Origin of the sequence: Kluyvera cryocrescens NBRC 102467 (genome assembly GCF_001571285.1) — a bacterium.
Classification (GTDB): Bacteria; Pseudomonadota; Gammaproteobacteria; order Enterobacterales; family Enterobacteriaceae; genus Kluyvera; species Kluyvera cryocrescens.
In genome coordinates this window covers 72656-86643 of the sequence record NZ_BCTM01000003.1, presented here as the reverse complement: position 1 = coordinate 86643, position 13988 = coordinate 72656, and the positions used below count along the sequence as shown (strand labels likewise).

The 13988-nt window shown below is 52.1% G+C and carries 13 protein-coding genes; 10 read left to right on the top strand and 3 right to left on the bottom strand.

Annotated features, from left to right (window positions below; genetic code table 11):
- The first annotated feature begins 45 nt into the window (after positions 1 to 45).
- From KCR01S_RS03005 to gap, 3 genes are all read left to right on the top strand, one after another.
- Positions 46 to 975 (top strand): LysR family transcriptional regulator, encoded by a 930-nt coding sequence (locus tag KCR01S_RS03005; RefSeq protein ID WP_061279677.1) that lies wholly within the window; start codon positions 46 to 48, stop codon positions 973 to 975.
- 126 nt (positions 976 to 1101) lie between these two features.
- On the top strand, positions 1102 to 2082 hold the full coding sequence (locus tag KCR01S_RS03000; RefSeq protein WP_061279676.1) for a GlxA family transcriptional regulator: 981 nt from the start codon (positions 1102 to 1104) through the stop codon (positions 2080 to 2082).
- A 78-nt stretch (positions 2083 to 2160) separates the two neighbouring features.
- Positions 2161 to 3171, top strand: coding sequence for a type I glyceraldehyde-3-phosphate dehydrogenase (gene gap / locus KCR01S_RS02995; RefSeq protein ID WP_061279675.1), 1011 nt, complete (start codon positions 2161 to 2163; stop codon positions 3169 to 3171).
- 61 nt (positions 3172 to 3232) lie between these two features.
- On the opposite strand, the gene KCR01S_RS02990 is transcribed toward gap, so the two are convergent.
- The gene (locus tag KCR01S_RS02990) at positions 3233 to 4129 is read right to left on the bottom strand and encodes an AraC family transcriptional regulator (RefSeq protein WP_061279674.1); all 897 of its coding nucleotides are present in this window, start codon (positions 4127 to 4129) and stop codon (positions 3233 to 3235) included.
- A 118-nt stretch (positions 4130 to 4247) separates the two neighbouring features.
- On the opposite strand from KCR01S_RS02990, the gene KCR01S_RS02985 reads away from it, so the two are divergent.
- The 5 genes from KCR01S_RS02985 to KCR01S_RS02965 all read left to right on the top strand — a co-directional run bounded on the left by KCR01S_RS02985 (position 4248) and on the right by KCR01S_RS02965 (position 9466).
- A complete protein-coding gene (locus KCR01S_RS02985; RefSeq protein ID WP_061279673.1) occupies positions 4248 to 5132 on the top strand; it encodes an SDR family oxidoreductase in 885 nt (294 codons plus the stop codon).
- 246 nt (positions 5133 to 5378) lie between these two features.
- Positions 5379 to 6076 (top strand): IS1-like element IS1A family transposase gene (locus KCR01S_RS02980; protein WP_114476145.1). Its coding sequence is split into 2 segments (ribosomal slippage): positions 5379 to 5628 and positions 5628 to 6076, totalling 699 coding nucleotides; the frame shifts between segments, so codons are not numbered across the junction.
- 411 nt (positions 6077 to 6487) lie between these two features.
- A complete protein-coding gene (locus KCR01S_RS02975) occupies positions 6488 to 6982 on the top strand; it encodes a putative pterin-binding protein (protein WP_061279671.1) in 495 nt (164 codons plus the stop codon).
- Between the two features lie 17 nt (positions 6983 to 6999).
- Positions 7000 to 8940, top strand: coding sequence for a putative bifunctional diguanylate cyclase/phosphodiesterase (locus KCR01S_RS02970; RefSeq protein ID WP_061279670.1), 1941 nt, complete (start codon positions 7000 to 7002; stop codon positions 8938 to 8940).
- A gap of 43 nt (positions 8941 to 8983) precedes the next feature.
- Positions 8984 to 9466: a glutathione peroxidase gene (locus KCR01S_RS02965; RefSeq protein ID WP_061279669.1), complete on the top strand. Its 483-nt coding sequence runs from the start codon at positions 8984 to 8986 to the stop codon at positions 9464 to 9466.
- A 69-nt stretch (positions 9467 to 9535) separates the two neighbouring features.
- Here KCR01S_RS02965 and KCR01S_RS02960 read toward each other — a convergent pair whose 3' ends face one another.
- Entirely contained in the window at positions 9536 to 10276 is a 741-nt protein-coding gene (locus KCR01S_RS02960; protein WP_061279668.1) for a sulfite exporter TauE/SafE family protein, read from the bottom strand.
- A 114-nt stretch (positions 10277 to 10390) separates the two neighbouring features.
- Here KCR01S_RS02960 and KCR01S_RS02955 point away from each other — a divergent pair, with 114 nt between their 5' ends.
- Both KCR01S_RS02955 and KCR01S_RS02950 read left to right on the top strand, forming a co-directional pair.
- On the top strand, positions 10391 to 11275 hold the full coding sequence (locus KCR01S_RS02955; protein WP_061279761.1) for a LysR family transcriptional regulator: 885 nt from the start codon (positions 10391 to 10393) through the stop codon (positions 11273 to 11275).
- A gap of 124 nt (positions 11276 to 11399) precedes the next feature.
- Positions 11400 to 12188, top strand: a complete 789-nt coding sequence (locus KCR01S_RS02950) for a hypothetical protein (RefSeq protein ID WP_156478734.1) — start codon at positions 11400 to 11402, stop codon at positions 12186 to 12188.
- Positions 12189 to 12388: 200 nt separating this feature from the next.
- On the opposite strand, the gene KCR01S_RS02945 is transcribed toward KCR01S_RS02950, so the two are convergent.
- Positions 12389 to 13888, bottom strand: a complete 1500-nt coding sequence (locus KCR01S_RS02945) for an aldehyde dehydrogenase family protein (protein WP_061279666.1) — start codon at positions 13886 to 13888, stop codon at positions 12389 to 12391.
- Positions 13889 to 13988 lie beyond the last annotated feature (100 nt).

The following is a 13988-nucleotide window of genomic DNA, read 5'->3' as shown; positions in this document are numbered from 1 at the left end:
TGACGGTAGATAAATCAGGGTTCAGGTAAGACACCGTTACGCAAAATGAAAGAATACGATCTCATCTCACTTCGCAGCTTTGTCGCCGTCGTAGAAAGCGGCAGCTTCTATAATGCCGCCGTCCAGCTTGACGCCAGCAGTGCCGCTATCAGCCGTCGGGTTTCCGCACTGGAAACGGCGTTAGGCGTGAAGCTAATTAATCGCACCACCCGCCAGCTCGATTTAACCCCCAGCGGCCAACAGTTTTATCAGGATGTGTTAGCGGTTTTAAGCGCGCTTGAGCAGGCCGAAGAGCGGCTAAACTGTGCCCAGGAAACCTACAGCGGTATCATTCGCTTGGGCGCGCCGTTGAGTTTTGGTACCCAAAAGCTGGCCCCGTTGCTTCCGGCATTTTTGAAGAAATATCCGCAGATTACCGTGACCTTACAGCTGGAAGACCGCGTTAGCGATCTGCTGAATGAAGGTATCGATCTCTCCTTACGCATCGGTAATTTACAGGATTCGTCCCTGGTCAGTTTACCTATCGCCATGATGCCTAGGTTGTATTGCGCCTCCCCGGAGTACGTGAAAAACCATGGCAAGCCGGAATCTCCCGCCGAATTAAAGCACCATCGCTGTTTACACTACTCGCTGCTTTCCACCCGCGATGAATGGGAGTTTGCCAGCGGCGGGCAAGAGCTGGATGTCCGGGTGCCGTTGGCCGCCAACAATGGCGATGTACTGCGCGAAGCCGCTATTCAGGGCATGGGAATTGCAATGCTACCTTGGTATATCGTCGAAGAGGCGCTGCACGCTGGTGCATTAGTCCCGGTGCTTGAGCGCTATGCTCCCCCGCCACTGCCTTTGTCGATCGTACGGCCATCGCGCCAGTTTACCCCGGTGCGGGTAACGGTTTTGATGCAGTACTTACGCGAAGCGCTGGCAAATGTTGGAGACAACAAAATGCCCGCGAATAGGATGAGCGATGAGCGCTAACAGGCCCATTGCTGAACTCGCGGCGTCGTCATGACGACCCCATCTGCCCCCCTATACGACGACAATTAACACCAGGCACAAAACCGTCCTGTTGACTTATTCTGTAAAAATACTACTTTTCAGGACATGAAAAAGATACTGATTATTGTCCCTGATGGCGGCATGCTGTTTGAATCCGCCGGTATTGCCGACATTCTGATGCAGGCCAACCATCTGCATCCAGAAAGCGCAACCACCTGCTGTTATCAGGTTCAGCTCGCCACGACCCAGCCTCACCAGGTGATCCACGGGCAGTCGGGCTTAAATCTGCTGGCCGATCATCGCTTACATGAGATAGATCCGCGCGACCCTCTTGATACCATCATCATCACCGGCAGAGGCCAGAATCCGCAGGAAGGCGTCGCGGTGGTTGACTGGCTGCGGCTTGCGGCTCCGCATGCCCGCCGGATTGCGTCCATTTGCGGCGGAGCGATGCTGCTGGCGCAATCCGGGTTGCTGGATGGCAGGCGAGCCACCACCCACTGGAAGCTCCTGGAAACCATGCAGGCGGAATATCCGCAGGTGCGCGTCGAAGGCGGTCCGCTCTATATTCAGGATGAACACATCTGGACCTCAGGCGGCGTCAGCTCCGGCTTTGACCTGACGCTCGCGCTGGTTGAAGAAGACTACGGTTTTAGCCTGGCGCGCGACATCGCGCAGGACTTCGTGATGTACCTGCGCCGTCCCGGCGGCCAGCTACAGTTTAGCCGCTATAAACTGCAGCAAACCAGCACCCTGGGCCCCATTAACGATCTGCTGGCCTGGCTGCTGGAGAACCTTACTGCCGACCTCAGCGTCGAAAAGCTGGCGGAAAAAGTCGCCATGAGTCCACGAAATTTCACCCGCGTATTTACCCGAGAAACAGGCGCTTCACCGGCGCGCTACGTCGCCGAAGCACGGTTAGCCGCAGCCCGCCAGCGTCTGGAGCAAACGAGCGAAACGCTGGATCGCATCGCCGAGCAAACGGGCTTTGGCAGCAGCATTAACCTGCGGCGGCTCTTTGAAAAACAGCTTCACCTAACACCAGGTGAATATCGCCAGCGTTTTCACTGTCGCAAAATGGCGTAATGTGATCCTTTTTTGTCATTTACGCCAAATGGCGACCGACCTACAGTAATGCCAGAGACAACAGATAAGGAGTGAATCATGGTAAAGGTCGGTATTAACGGTTTTGGCCGTATCGGACGCAACGTTCTGCGCGCAGCGCTGGGCAATCCGGAAATTCAGATTGTGGCCATTAACGATCTGACAGACAGTAAAACGCTGGCGCATCTACTGAAATACGACTCGCTGCTCGGCAAACTTGACGCTGACGTCACCGCCGATGAAGAAAAACTGGTGATTGACGGTAAAGCAATTACCGTTTTCAGCGAACGCGACCCGGCCAACATTCCGTGGCGCCAGGCAGAAGTCGATATTGTCATCGAAGCCACCGGCTTCTTCACTGACCGTGACAAGGCAGCGGTGCATATCCACAGCGGTGGCGCCAAACGAGTGATTATCTCCGCCCCCGGTAAAAACGATGATTTGACTATCGTGATGGGCGTTAACGATGGCCTCTACGACCCGGAAAAACACTACGTGGTCAGCAACGGTAGCTGCACCACCAACGGTTTGGCGCCTGCCGCGCAGGTCCTGCATCAGCATTTTGGCATTAAGCATGGTTTGATGAACACCACTCACGCCTACACCAACAGCCAGGCACTGCACGACCAACCGGAAAAAGACCTTCGCGGAGCGCGCGCCGCCGCATTGTCGATAGTGCCTTACTCCAGCGGTGCCGCAAAGGCGCTGGGTAAAGTCATCCCTGAACTGGATGGCCGCTTAACCGGCTACTCGCTGCGCGTGCCGGTACCGGTGGTGTCGATCGTTGACCTGACCGTCACGCTCGAACGGGATGTGACGATAGACGAGGTGAATAACGCGTTTCGTGCAGCCGCCTCAGCCGGGCCATTAAAAGGGATCCTTGGTTATAGCGACGAGCCGCTGGTTTCCAGCGACTACCAGGGGGACGCGCGTTCATCCATTATCGACGGGCTGTCAACGCTGGTGATTGGCGGCAATATGGTCAAGATTCTGGCGTGGTATGACAACGAGTGGGGATTCTCCAATCGCCTCGTTGACCTCGCGCTGTTAATGGCAAGCCGTGAACGCTAATCCACACCCTGCGTTCTCACGCTAAAATCCACGCCCGCGCGTGGATTTTTTTCGTCTTCACCTAACGGTGCTGTCTGGGTGAATAACCTATTACCCGCTTAAAAGCTTTTCCAAATGCACTTTCAGACTCATAGCCCAGCGCGTTAGCAATTCGCATGACCGAATCATCGGTATTTTTTAGCCGCTCACAGGCCAGCAACATACGCCAGCGAGTCAGATATTCCATCGGTGCACTCCCTACTTTTTCTTTGAAATGTTTAGCGAAACTTGAGCGAGACATACCGATCTTTTCGGCCAATATTTGCAGCGTCCACTGACGGCCGGGATCGCTGTGCATACTGCTAATTGCCGCGCTCAGTTGCCTATCCGCGAGAGCAAAAAGCCAGCCCACCTTGTCACGGCTGGCATCACCAAGGTGTAAACGCAGCGCCTGAATCAGCATCGCATACGCCATCTGCTGCACAATCAAAGCGCTTCCGGGCTGCGGATTGAGCACCTCTTCAGCCATTTGTTCAATCGAACGCCGCACTGCCGCCTTATCGGCGTCTTTCTGAATATGCACAATCGGCGGCAGAGCTCCCAATAACATATTGGCGTGATGGCCGCTCAGCACAAAATGGCCACCAACGACAAAGCAGCCGCCAGGCCCCCCGCCATCTGCGGTATTAACCCGTCGCTGTTCTGCAACAATAATCGCAAAATCAACGGGTTCAACCGACAAACTGGTTGCGAGGGTAAACGATGGCCCTGGCGGCATAAGATAGCAATCCCCGGCCGTCAGCAGCCGCTTGTCAGCAACACCCTCGACGGATAACCAGCATTGACCGGAAACCACGCTATAGCACTTGATCCCTTGATGATCAGGCCAGGAAATTGCCATGTTTTGAGACAGTGCGAGTCCACCTGACGCGTAGCTCTGCGGTTTGAGTAACGATAAGAGTTCTGAAAGCGGATCCATACGACCTCGAGACGATGGGACGATTAATAGCGACTTTCAATCATAGATCGTATTTAGGCGGGCCCCTATAGTCATGGTCAACGGGCGCTCAGCCTTCACTCACCTCAAGGATTTAGCGATGCGTATTTTTCTGACCGGTGCGACCGGGTTTATTGGTTCACGGGTGGCCCGCGAACTCATGACTGCAGGCCATCAGGTGCTGGGTTTAACCCGAACTACCGCAGGGGCTGAACAGCTCATGGCCTCCGGGGTTGAAGTGCACTTTGGCAATATTGACTCTCTGGATAGCCTACAGCGCGGCGCTCGCCTGGCCGACGGCGTGATTCATACCGCCTTTAATCATGATTTTTCGACATTTGTCGCCAACTGCGAACACGACTACCGCGTCATTGATGCGATGGGTACCGCGCTGGAGGGGACGCAAAAACCACTGATTATAACGTCGGGTGTCGCCATGGGATCGCCCGGTAATTATGCACTGGCTACTGAAGACAACTTTAATGCGGAAAATCCCAACCCGCGCCGGGCGACAGAATTAGCGGGGCTTGCGGTTGCACAGCGCGGCGTTAACGTCTCGGTCGTGCGCCTACCGCAAGTTCATGACACGCATAAACAAGGATTGATCACCCCGCTTATCGAACTCGCCCGGCAAACAGGCGTCTCCGGATACGTGGAGGAAGGACAAAACCGCTGGGCAGCGGTGCACGTCAGCGATGTAGCCGCCGTCTATCTACGCGCCCTGGAGGGCAATATCAACAATCGCCGTTATCACGCGGTGGCGGAAGAAGGTATTCCCATGCGTACCCTTGCAGAAGTGATTGGCTACGTACTGAATGTCCCCGTTAAGCGTATCGCCGCCAAAGACGCCCAGCAGCACTTTGGTTGGATGAGTCAGCTTATCGCGCATGATATGTCGGCCTCCGGTGCGCTCACCCGAGAACGTCTGGCATGGCAGCCTACAGGCCCTGGCTTGATTGAGGATCTGTTAACGCTGCGCCGTTAGCGATAATCCGTTTTTATCATCGCTGCGATGCGCCTGTTAAACCGACGATTGCAGCCTTGGGCGCGTGCCTAACCGTCGGTTCCGCATCACGGTGCGGCAGCGTTCAAAGTGCAGTGCAAAAGAAAACATCGTTTTGCGCCTCGCTCACTGCGGGCGCAAATAGCGAATGACGGATTAAGCACGCCATCTATGGTGATGCTGCCAACTTACTGATTTAGTGTATGATGGTGTTTTTGAGGTGCTCCAGTGGCTTCTGTTTATATCAGCTGTCCCTCCTGTTCAGTTACTGACGGGGTGGTGCGTAATGGCAAAAGCACTGCCGGACATCAGCGCTATCTCTGCTCTCACTGCCGTAAAACATGGCAACTGCAGTTCACTTACACCGCTTCTCAGCCCGGTACGCACCAGAAAATCATTGATATGGCCATGAATGGCGTTGGATGCCGGGCAACCGCCCGCATTATGGGCGTTGGCCTCAACACCATTTTGCGCCATTTAAAAAACTCAGGCCGCAGTCGGTAACCTCGCGCATACAGCCGGGCAGTGACGTCATCGTCTGCGCGGAAATGGACGAACAGTGGGGCTATGTCGGGGCTAAATCGCGCCAGCGCTGGCTGTTTTACGCGTATGACAGGCTCCGGAAGACGGTTGTTGCGCACGTATTCGGTGAACGCACTATGGCGACGCTGGGGCGTCTTATGAGCCTGCTGTCACCCTTTGACGTGGTGATATGGATGACGGATGGCTGGCCGCTGTATGAATCCCGCCTGAAGGGAAAACTGCACGTAATCAGCAAGCGATATACGCAGCGCATTGAGCGGCATAACCTGAATCTGAGGCAGCACCTGGCACGGCTGGGACGGAAGTCGCTGTCGTTCTCAAAATCGGTGGAGCTGCATGACAAAGTCATCGGGCATTATCTGAACATAAAACACTATCAATAAGTTGGAGTCATTACCGCCATCTATTGGTGAAAGCCTCTCTATTCCCCGGATGTCTTGTTATCTAATTCTGCTTTTGTCTACAGATTCAGTTCTTTCAGCCCCGCCGTCTCACACAAAGAAAAGAGGCTATGGGGTTACATAAAAATAAACCTCTATATTTGTGCGTATTTACTTATACTAACTAATGCGCTGGCTTCTTTTTTGTACAAGCGTAAAAAAATTAGCCTATAACAAATAACAACGACGGATTTTCTTAATCATGAATAATAAAACAAACAAACCTAACTCATTGATTTTTAAAATTTAAAAAATAAATCAAATTATTACATCAATATTGATCAGGTAGCTTATATTAATAGCATGATAACTAAATTATAATTCTTTATCATCCGACAGAGAGCAGAGGTTAGAATGAGATTAATTGTTATGTTGTTAAGCTTTGTGGTCTCCGCGCACGTCTGGGCGGGTGAACTGGCCAAACCGACCGGTAAAGTCATTTTAACCATGTCCGGTAAAATAGAAAATACCAACGAAAGCGGGAAAGCCCTGCTGGATATCGCCAGCCTTGAGAAACTGGGTACGGTGAGCTTCCAGACTACTTCTCCCTGGTATAATGGCCGTACGACTTTTACGGGTATCTCGCTGCAAAAACTGATGGATTATGTCGGAGCAAAAGGGACGATCGTGAAGATCACCGCGCTCAATGACTACACCACCCTCATCCCACTCAGCGACTTCAAAAAATACAATGTCATTCTGGCGTTAAAAATCGACGGAGAGTATATGCGCATCCGTGATAAAGGCCCGCTGTTCGTGGTGTATCCCTATGACAGTCTCCCTGAGCTGAATACTCAGATCTACTACTCAAGATCGGCATGGCAAGTCAGTAAAATGGATATTGAGTAGGAGTTCACAAGCGTAATATGAACAGAATACTGGCTGGCATCATTTTTTTCCTTTTTATATCGACAGGATATATCTCTTTTCTTGTGCACGAAAGACAGCAAGAGTTACAGAAACTGACTCACTACACCGACTCCTGGTCTGCTGCACAACTGGTATCAGAATATTACCGTTTTGAGTCGTGGCTTGGACTTTACACCATTGATGACACCATGTCGGTCGATGATGTCCGCCTGCGCCTCGACATCATGCTCAGCCAGAGTGATTTGATGAAAGAAGGCGATTTAGGTCATTATATTGCAAGCAATAAGGCACATCATGACCTGGCCATCCAGCTTGAAGACATACTGAAATATCTGGATCTTCACCTCGAAAAAATGAGCCGCCCTGAGCTTCAGAAATACCTCAAAGTGATGCACGACCTCGATCCGCCGCTCGGCCGCCTTTCTTCCGGTGCATTGGATAAAGATATAAGTTCGATTACCAACGCCAACCTCAAGATTCGAACGCTGTACTTTATTTACTCAGCAACCTCGGTGCTGCTGATAATATTGAGTGCGATACTTGGGATTCTCATCTTCTATCAGAACAGGAACATCCTCCAGGCGCACCTGCAGGTTAAAAATCTTGCTGAAGAACTGCAAAAATCGAAAGAGAAACTGCAAATCCAGAATGCCCGACTGGAATATGACGCCTACCATGATTCACTGACCGAGATGAACAACCGTCATTTCTTCTGGGAGAATTTGAATAACACCATCGCGCTGGCCGAAAAAAACAATCACGCAGTTACGGTGATGTTGTTTGATTTAGACCGTTTCAAAGAGGTCAATGACACGTATGGGCATGATGTTGGTGACATACTGCTGCGCCAAATTTCCCAGCGTCTGATGTCGATGGATCTGAATTCAGGCACTCTTTATCGCTTAGGCGGCGATGAGTTTGCCTTTATCTCCAGCGGCATGACGGAGAATACCGCCGTTTCAAAAGCGCAAAAAATATGTGCGGCGATAAACCAGCCGTACACTATCTATAACACGATTATCAATATTACCACCTGCGTGGGTATCGTTAACTCAGAGACTGAACACCGCTCCGACTACCTATATAAATTCGCCGATCTCGCGCTGTATGAAGCCAAAAATGAAGGTTCCGGTAAGATCAAAGTTTTCCGCCAGAGTATGTTAGAAAAACTGCAAGAACGCAGGACTTTTGAACACGATATGTCATTGGCATTAGTAAATAACGAGTTTGCCGTCTATTACCAACCCATTGTCGATTCGTTTAGCGGTGAAATATACAGCTACGAAGCCCTTCTCCGCTGGAATCATCCGCGAAAAGGTCTTCTGTCGCCGGATAGCTTTATTCCGGTGGCTGAAAAAACGGGCATGATTAATGAGATGGGCAAATTGGCACTCGAAATAGCCTGTCGGGAAGCCGCTTCGTGGGCTATTCCGGCGAAAATTTCAGTTAACGTCTCGCCGGTCCAACTGGGCAGCAAAGCCTTCTCCGGGATCGTCCTGTCGATTCTGAAAGAGACAGGGCTTGCGGCTGACCGGCTTGAACTGGAAGTCACGGAAACGTCAGTCTTTTCTGAAAGCAATTCGCCGATGAACACTCTGAATAAACTCCGAACGCTGGGGGTGACAATCTCCATTGATGATTTTGGTACCGGGTACTCTTCCCTTTCACGGTTGAGTCGACTGGCCTTCGATAAAATTAAAATCGACAAATCCTTTGTAACGTCGATATCGACTCAGGAAGACGCTCTGAATATCATCAAGCTTATCACCAGTATGGCGAAATCCCTCAGTATGAAGGTCGTTGCCGAAGGTGTTGAAACCCAAGAGCAGCTGGAAAGCCTTCAGGCGCTGGGCTGTGATTTCGCGCAAGGATACCTGTTTAGTAAACCCCTGCCTTATATCGATGAAATTATCAAAAACGGCCCCCGTCATTCCTAAGCAATCACTGATGACAACCCGATTCAGCACAGAGGACCCCACCATGACGCCATTCCATCAACTGACGGCCAACAGCCTGCGCGGTGAACCCGTTTCAATGGCGGACTACGCGGGAAAATTGATTCTGGTGGTCAATACCGCTAGCCATTGCGGTTTTACGCCGCAGTACGCTGGCCTGGAGGCGCTATACCAAAAATATGCGCCCCAGGGGCTGGTCGTACTGGGCTTCCCGTGCAACCAGTTTGGTCAGCAGGAACCCGGCAGCGCTGACGATATCGCCCAGACCTGTCATATTCACTATGGCGTCAGCTTCCCAATGTTCGAAAAGGTCGAGGTGAACGGCCACGCCGCGCATCCGATATTTCGTTACCTGAAAGACCAACTGCCTGGCGTACTGGGCGGGCGGATCAAGTGGAACTTTACCAAGTTTCTGATCGGCCGCGACGGCAAACCGCTCAAGCGATTTGCACCGTTTACCTCCCCACAAAAAATGGAAGCCGCGATTATTTCGGCGCTAAAATCCTGAGCGTCCGCATCTTAAAACGGGATCCCGTAGAGCCGGGTTTGCCGGCCCTCGCGGTTGTCATCGCTGTCACTAAATTAAGGGCCGTAACGCGATTTCACTGCCCAGTACCAGCAGAAACAGCAGAAAGCAGCGCCTGAACCGTTTGGCACCGATCCGCGCCCTGACCTTTTGCCCGCACCACATTCCCATCAGCGCCGGAACAAGCGAGAGCAGTGACAGCAAAAATGACTGCATTGGCAAGGCATGATGGTGATACAAGCCGATCGCCAGGGCAATCGTCGACACCGTAAACGACAGCCCTAGCGCCTGAACCAATTCTTCTTTACTCCACGCCAGTGATTGCAGAAATGGCACGGCGGGCATCACAAATACGCCGGTGGCCCCAGCGATAAGCCCGGTCATCCCTCCGACCAACGGCGAAAGCCATTTTTCACTCGCCGAGGAAATCGTCAGCTCGGGAGAAACCAGGGCATAGATCGCGTAAACGATCAGCGCTCCCCCTAGTCCCAATGACGACCAGACCGGAGAGATACTGATGAGCAGCGAAGCCCCCACGACCGTCCCCAGCACAATCAGTACCATCATCGGCCACAAACGTCGAAGGATCCGCCATACCGATGCCCCGGTAAAGAGTTGAAGCACATTGGTGACAAACGACGGTATGACCAGCAGCGCGGCGGCAACCGGTAACGGCATCACAACCCCCAGCAGCCCCATTGAGACCGTCGGCAGGCCCATCCCGGTTACGCCTTTTACAAAGCCTGCGAGCATAAACACCGCCAGCAGGTAGAGATACAGCCCTTCACCCATTTTATTTTCCTTGCCCTTAACGTTTCACCTATTCAACCCGGCCAGTCGGCGGTGGACAATCTGGTATCTACGGGCCATGCTTCGGTTATTCCGAAGGCAAGCAGGATGAGCGTGATGAGATTAGATATTGCCGATATGAGGCTGTTCGTGTGTATTGCGGATGCGGGCAGCATTACTGGCGGCGCCAGACGGGCGAATCTGGCGCTGGCATCCGCCAGCGAGCGGTTAAAAAATATAGAGCTGGACGCGGGCGTGAGCCTGCTGGTACGTCACCCCCGCGGGATTGGCCTGACTGACGCCGGTCAGATTTTCGCCCAGCGCGCTAGGCTGATTTTGACCCAGCGGGAGCAACTGAAAGCCGAACTGGCCGCCTTTGCCAACGGCTCCCGGGGGAAAATTAAACTGTATGCCAATACGGCAGCCATCGCCGAATTTCTGCCGCCAAGGCTCAGCAAATGGCTTTCCGAACACCCCAGTCTGGCTATTGAACTTGAAGAACGAACCAGCGTTGATATTGTGCATCTTATCGCTTCCGGCATCGCAGAGGCGGGCCTGGTCTCCGACGCGGTTAATGCCCAGGATCTTACGCTAACACCGATTGCCGATGACCGGCTGGTTCTTATTGTCCCTCCCCACCATCCGCTTTCTCACGCCGATGGCCTGTCGCTGTCAGACGTCGTGACGGAGCCTTTTATTGCGCTGTATCCCGGCAATGCGCTTCAGGAAAACATCAGTCAGCATGCCGCCGAACTCGGTCACCACCTGAACTATCGCATCAGAATGAGCAGCTTTGACGGTTTTTGCGAAATGGTCAGTAATGGCATCGGCGTGGGGATTGTGCCGGAGTCGGTGGCCGACCGATTTCGGCATAAATTTCCGTTTACGAAACGGTTATTAACCGACCCTTGGGCAAAACGGAAAATCTGTCTGTGTTTTAAAAGCCAGGCAGCGCTGAGTCCAGCAATGAGTAGACTGCTCAAGTTCCTGAAACACACCTGACGGTGATGGACATCTCGCTGAATCCCCTAAAATTAGTAGGATTTTGTGCCTGTTCATTTCTCTCCCATGTTTACGTGCCATAATATCCTGATTTATGAGGTTATCGTTTTCAATGAGCGTAAATATGACCACAACAGTGATTCAACTGGTTCAAAAAGGAGCCCCGATGTTATTAAACAAATACTCCGATGAATTAATTAATTGCTTCAATCATATTTTAGAATATAGAGATTATGAGAAACAATTGCTAGAGGAAGATCCTGAATTTATCGGGATCGTGGATAAAAGTAACTTAAAAAACACTTTAGAAGGAAATATTGCCGTTTGTTCCTTGATAAAAGATGATCAAGTGGTATCCAATTGTCATATTGCCGGGAGTATTCATTCCTACCAAATTTTACGGGAAATACAATTTGAGTCTTATATTACTGGTTCAACAACTCCAAGCCATATAGCATCACTAATTGGTTGCGGAGATGAAGATAACTTTAGGCATGGATATAAGGACCCGATATGGGTTTCATTACCATATCCTGAATCCGAGTGCTATGTAATTCAGCCTTACTATGGCGGTAAAGAAAACCATCTTCATGACTCTGAACGAATTTTAATCAACATTCTTCAAGATATCATTAATAACAAGTATTTGGATTTTGATACGGTTCTTATGGTAACAGAAAGGATTCCCTGTAAGAGTTGTACGAATATAATTTTAGAGTTCGTTAAAAAGAACAATGTGAAGATAAAGCTAGTGTACTGGATCGACACAGGCAGGAAAGATGAGCTAAGAAACTTTAAGGCATTGAAAACACAAATCAGCAAAGACAAAAAAGCCAAGGAAAATATTGAAGTATGTGAAATCCTTCTTAAAGCAAACAACAAGTTGCATCTTATTAATAGAGGTCTAGATTGAGTTATCGCCTGAAAATAAGACGATGTCTAAATTGGATTTTTAACCGGATGCGGTGAAAAGAGAATTGCTTGACAAACATCTCGTTTATAATATTACCGAGTCTGGTGTGATCCTTACTACCCTGTACCGCTTTTCATCAACCTGCCTATCCCCTTTTCGGAGCCAGGCAGGTTGTCGTCAACCAATATATTACCAATCGATCAATAGCGCACGCACACCGATTTGGTTTCACACCAGTCATTCAGCCAGTCAGGCCCGAAGTCACGCCCGGTACCGGACTGCTTCATGCCGCCGAACGGCAGATTCGCATCGATTAGCGTATGGCTGTTCACCCACACGGTGCCCGCCTGCAGGCGGTCGGTGTAGTTCAGCGCCTGTGTCAAATCGCGGGTCCAGACGCTTGCCGTCAGGCCAAAGTCACTGTCGTTGGCAAGGCGCAGCGCCTCTTCACCATCCGCCACACGCACCAGATTAACCACCGGGCCAAACACTTCTTCCCGCGTCAGGCGTAGATTTGCGTCCGGGTTAATCACCAGCGTTGGCGGGATATAGAACCCTTGCGCATCCGGGCCAACGTTACCGCTAATCAGTTCCGCTTTTTGCTGGCGGGCCTCGTCAAGATAGGCCGCGACTTTGGCACAGTGGGCTTTGGACACCACCGGGTTGATCTGGGTGGTTTCCAGCATCCCTGGCCCCACGGACATCGATTTCACCGCCTGCTCAAAGCCGCTGACCAGGGTGTCAAAGATCGGCGCTTCGATATAGATACGCGAACTAGCAGCACACACCTGCCCCTGGTTGAGGAAGCTGCCGGTCATCAGCCCTTCGATAACCCACTGCGGGTCCGCGTCCTTCAGCACGATGGCCGGGTTTTTGCCCCCCAGTTCCAGAGTAACGCGAGTCAGGCGGTCGGCTGCCACGCGGGCAATCTGTTTGCCTGTTGCGGTTGAACCGGTAAAGCTGACCTTGGCAACGTGTGGGTGCGAGGTCAATGCCGCGCCGCACTCGGCGCCGCTGCCGGTGACGACGTTAAAGATCCCATCTGGGATCCCCGCTTCGGTCGCCAGTTCCGCCACGCGCAGCAGGGTCAGCGGCGTGGTTTCCGATGGTTTAATCACGATTGAACAACCCGCAGCCAGCGCAGGCATCACTTTCCACATACCGATCATCAGCGGGAAGTTCCACGGTACAATCCCGGCAACTACGCCCACGGGCTCTTTTTTGGTCCACGCCTGATAGCGTGCGCCCTGCGGGAACGGAATTGATACGTCGAGGGTGCGACCGCTGATTTTGGTCGTCAGGCCGGCGGTGTAGCGCATCCAGTTCAGGGTACAGCCCACTTCAAAGGCGCGGGAGATATTGATCGATTTGCCCTGTTCCAGCGTCTCAAGCTGTGCCAGCTCTTCCCCGTGTTGCTCAACCAGATCGGCAAACCGCAGGAGCACGCGTTCGCGATCGGCGGGGGGACGGCCGGCCCAACTGCGGGAAACGAAGGCGCGCCATGCCGACATGACGGCCCGGTCCACATCCTGTGCGCTGGCATCCGCCGTGCTGGCAATCGCCTGCCCGGTCGCCGGGTTCCACACGGTGAGACGTTTTTCGCTTTCGGCCGCCTGCTGCGCACCGTCAATGTAGAGGCCATGCTGACGGTCTAAGAATTGCTGTACGCTGGCAAGCAGCGCTACTTGTTGTGCGGACATATCGTCTCCTTATTCTTCGCGGATAGTCTTTTCAGTCTACGGCGCGTCGCGCAATGGCGCTTTTGTCTCTGTGACATTCGCTGTTGCCGCTGTGACAGAC

What these genes read in the sequence shown, in the direction of transcription:
- KCR01S_RS03005 (WP_061279677.1), top strand. Translation starts at nt 46, where the DNA reads ATGAAAGAATACGATCTCATCTCACTTCGCAGCTTTGTCGCCGTCGTA.
- KCR01S_RS03000 (WP_061279676.1), top strand. Translation starts at nt 1,102, where the DNA reads ATGAAAAAGATACTGATTATTGTCCCTGATGGCGGCATGCTGTTTGAA.
- gap (WP_061279675.1), top strand. Translation starts at nt 2,161, where the DNA reads ATGGTAAAGGTCGGTATTAACGGTTTTGGCCGTATCGGACGCAACGTT.
- KCR01S_RS02990 (WP_061279674.1), bottom strand. Translation starts at nt 4,129, where the DNA reads ATGGATCCGCTTTCAGAACTCTTATCGTTACTCAAACCGCAGAGCTAC.
- KCR01S_RS02985 (WP_061279673.1), top strand. Translation starts at nt 4,248, where the DNA reads ATGCGTATTTTTCTGACCGGTGCGACCGGGTTTATTGGTTCACGGGTG.
- KCR01S_RS02975 (WP_061279671.1), top strand. Translation starts at nt 6,488, where the DNA reads ATGAGATTAATTGTTATGTTGTTAAGCTTTGTGGTCTCCGCGCACGTC.
- KCR01S_RS02970 (WP_061279670.1), top strand. Translation starts at nt 7,000, where the DNA reads ATGAACAGAATACTGGCTGGCATCATTTTTTTCCTTTTTATATCGACA.
- KCR01S_RS02965 (WP_061279669.1), top strand. Translation starts at nt 8,984, where the DNA reads ATGACGCCATTCCATCAACTGACGGCCAACAGCCTGCGCGGTGAACCC.
- KCR01S_RS02960 (WP_061279668.1), bottom strand. Translation starts at nt 10,276, where the DNA reads ATGGGTGAAGGGCTGTATCTCTACCTGCTGGCGGTGTTTATGCTCGCA.
- KCR01S_RS02955 (WP_061279761.1), top strand. Translation starts at nt 10,391, where the DNA reads ATGAGATTAGATATTGCCGATATGAGGCTGTTCGTGTGTATTGCGGAT.
- KCR01S_RS02950 (WP_156478734.1), top strand. Translation starts at nt 11,400, where the DNA reads ATGACCACAACAGTGATTCAACTGGTTCAAAAAGGAGCCCCGATGTTA.
- KCR01S_RS02945 (WP_061279666.1), bottom strand. Translation starts at nt 13,888, where the DNA reads ATGTCCGCACAACAAGTAGCGCTGCTTGCCAGCGTACAGCAATTCTTA.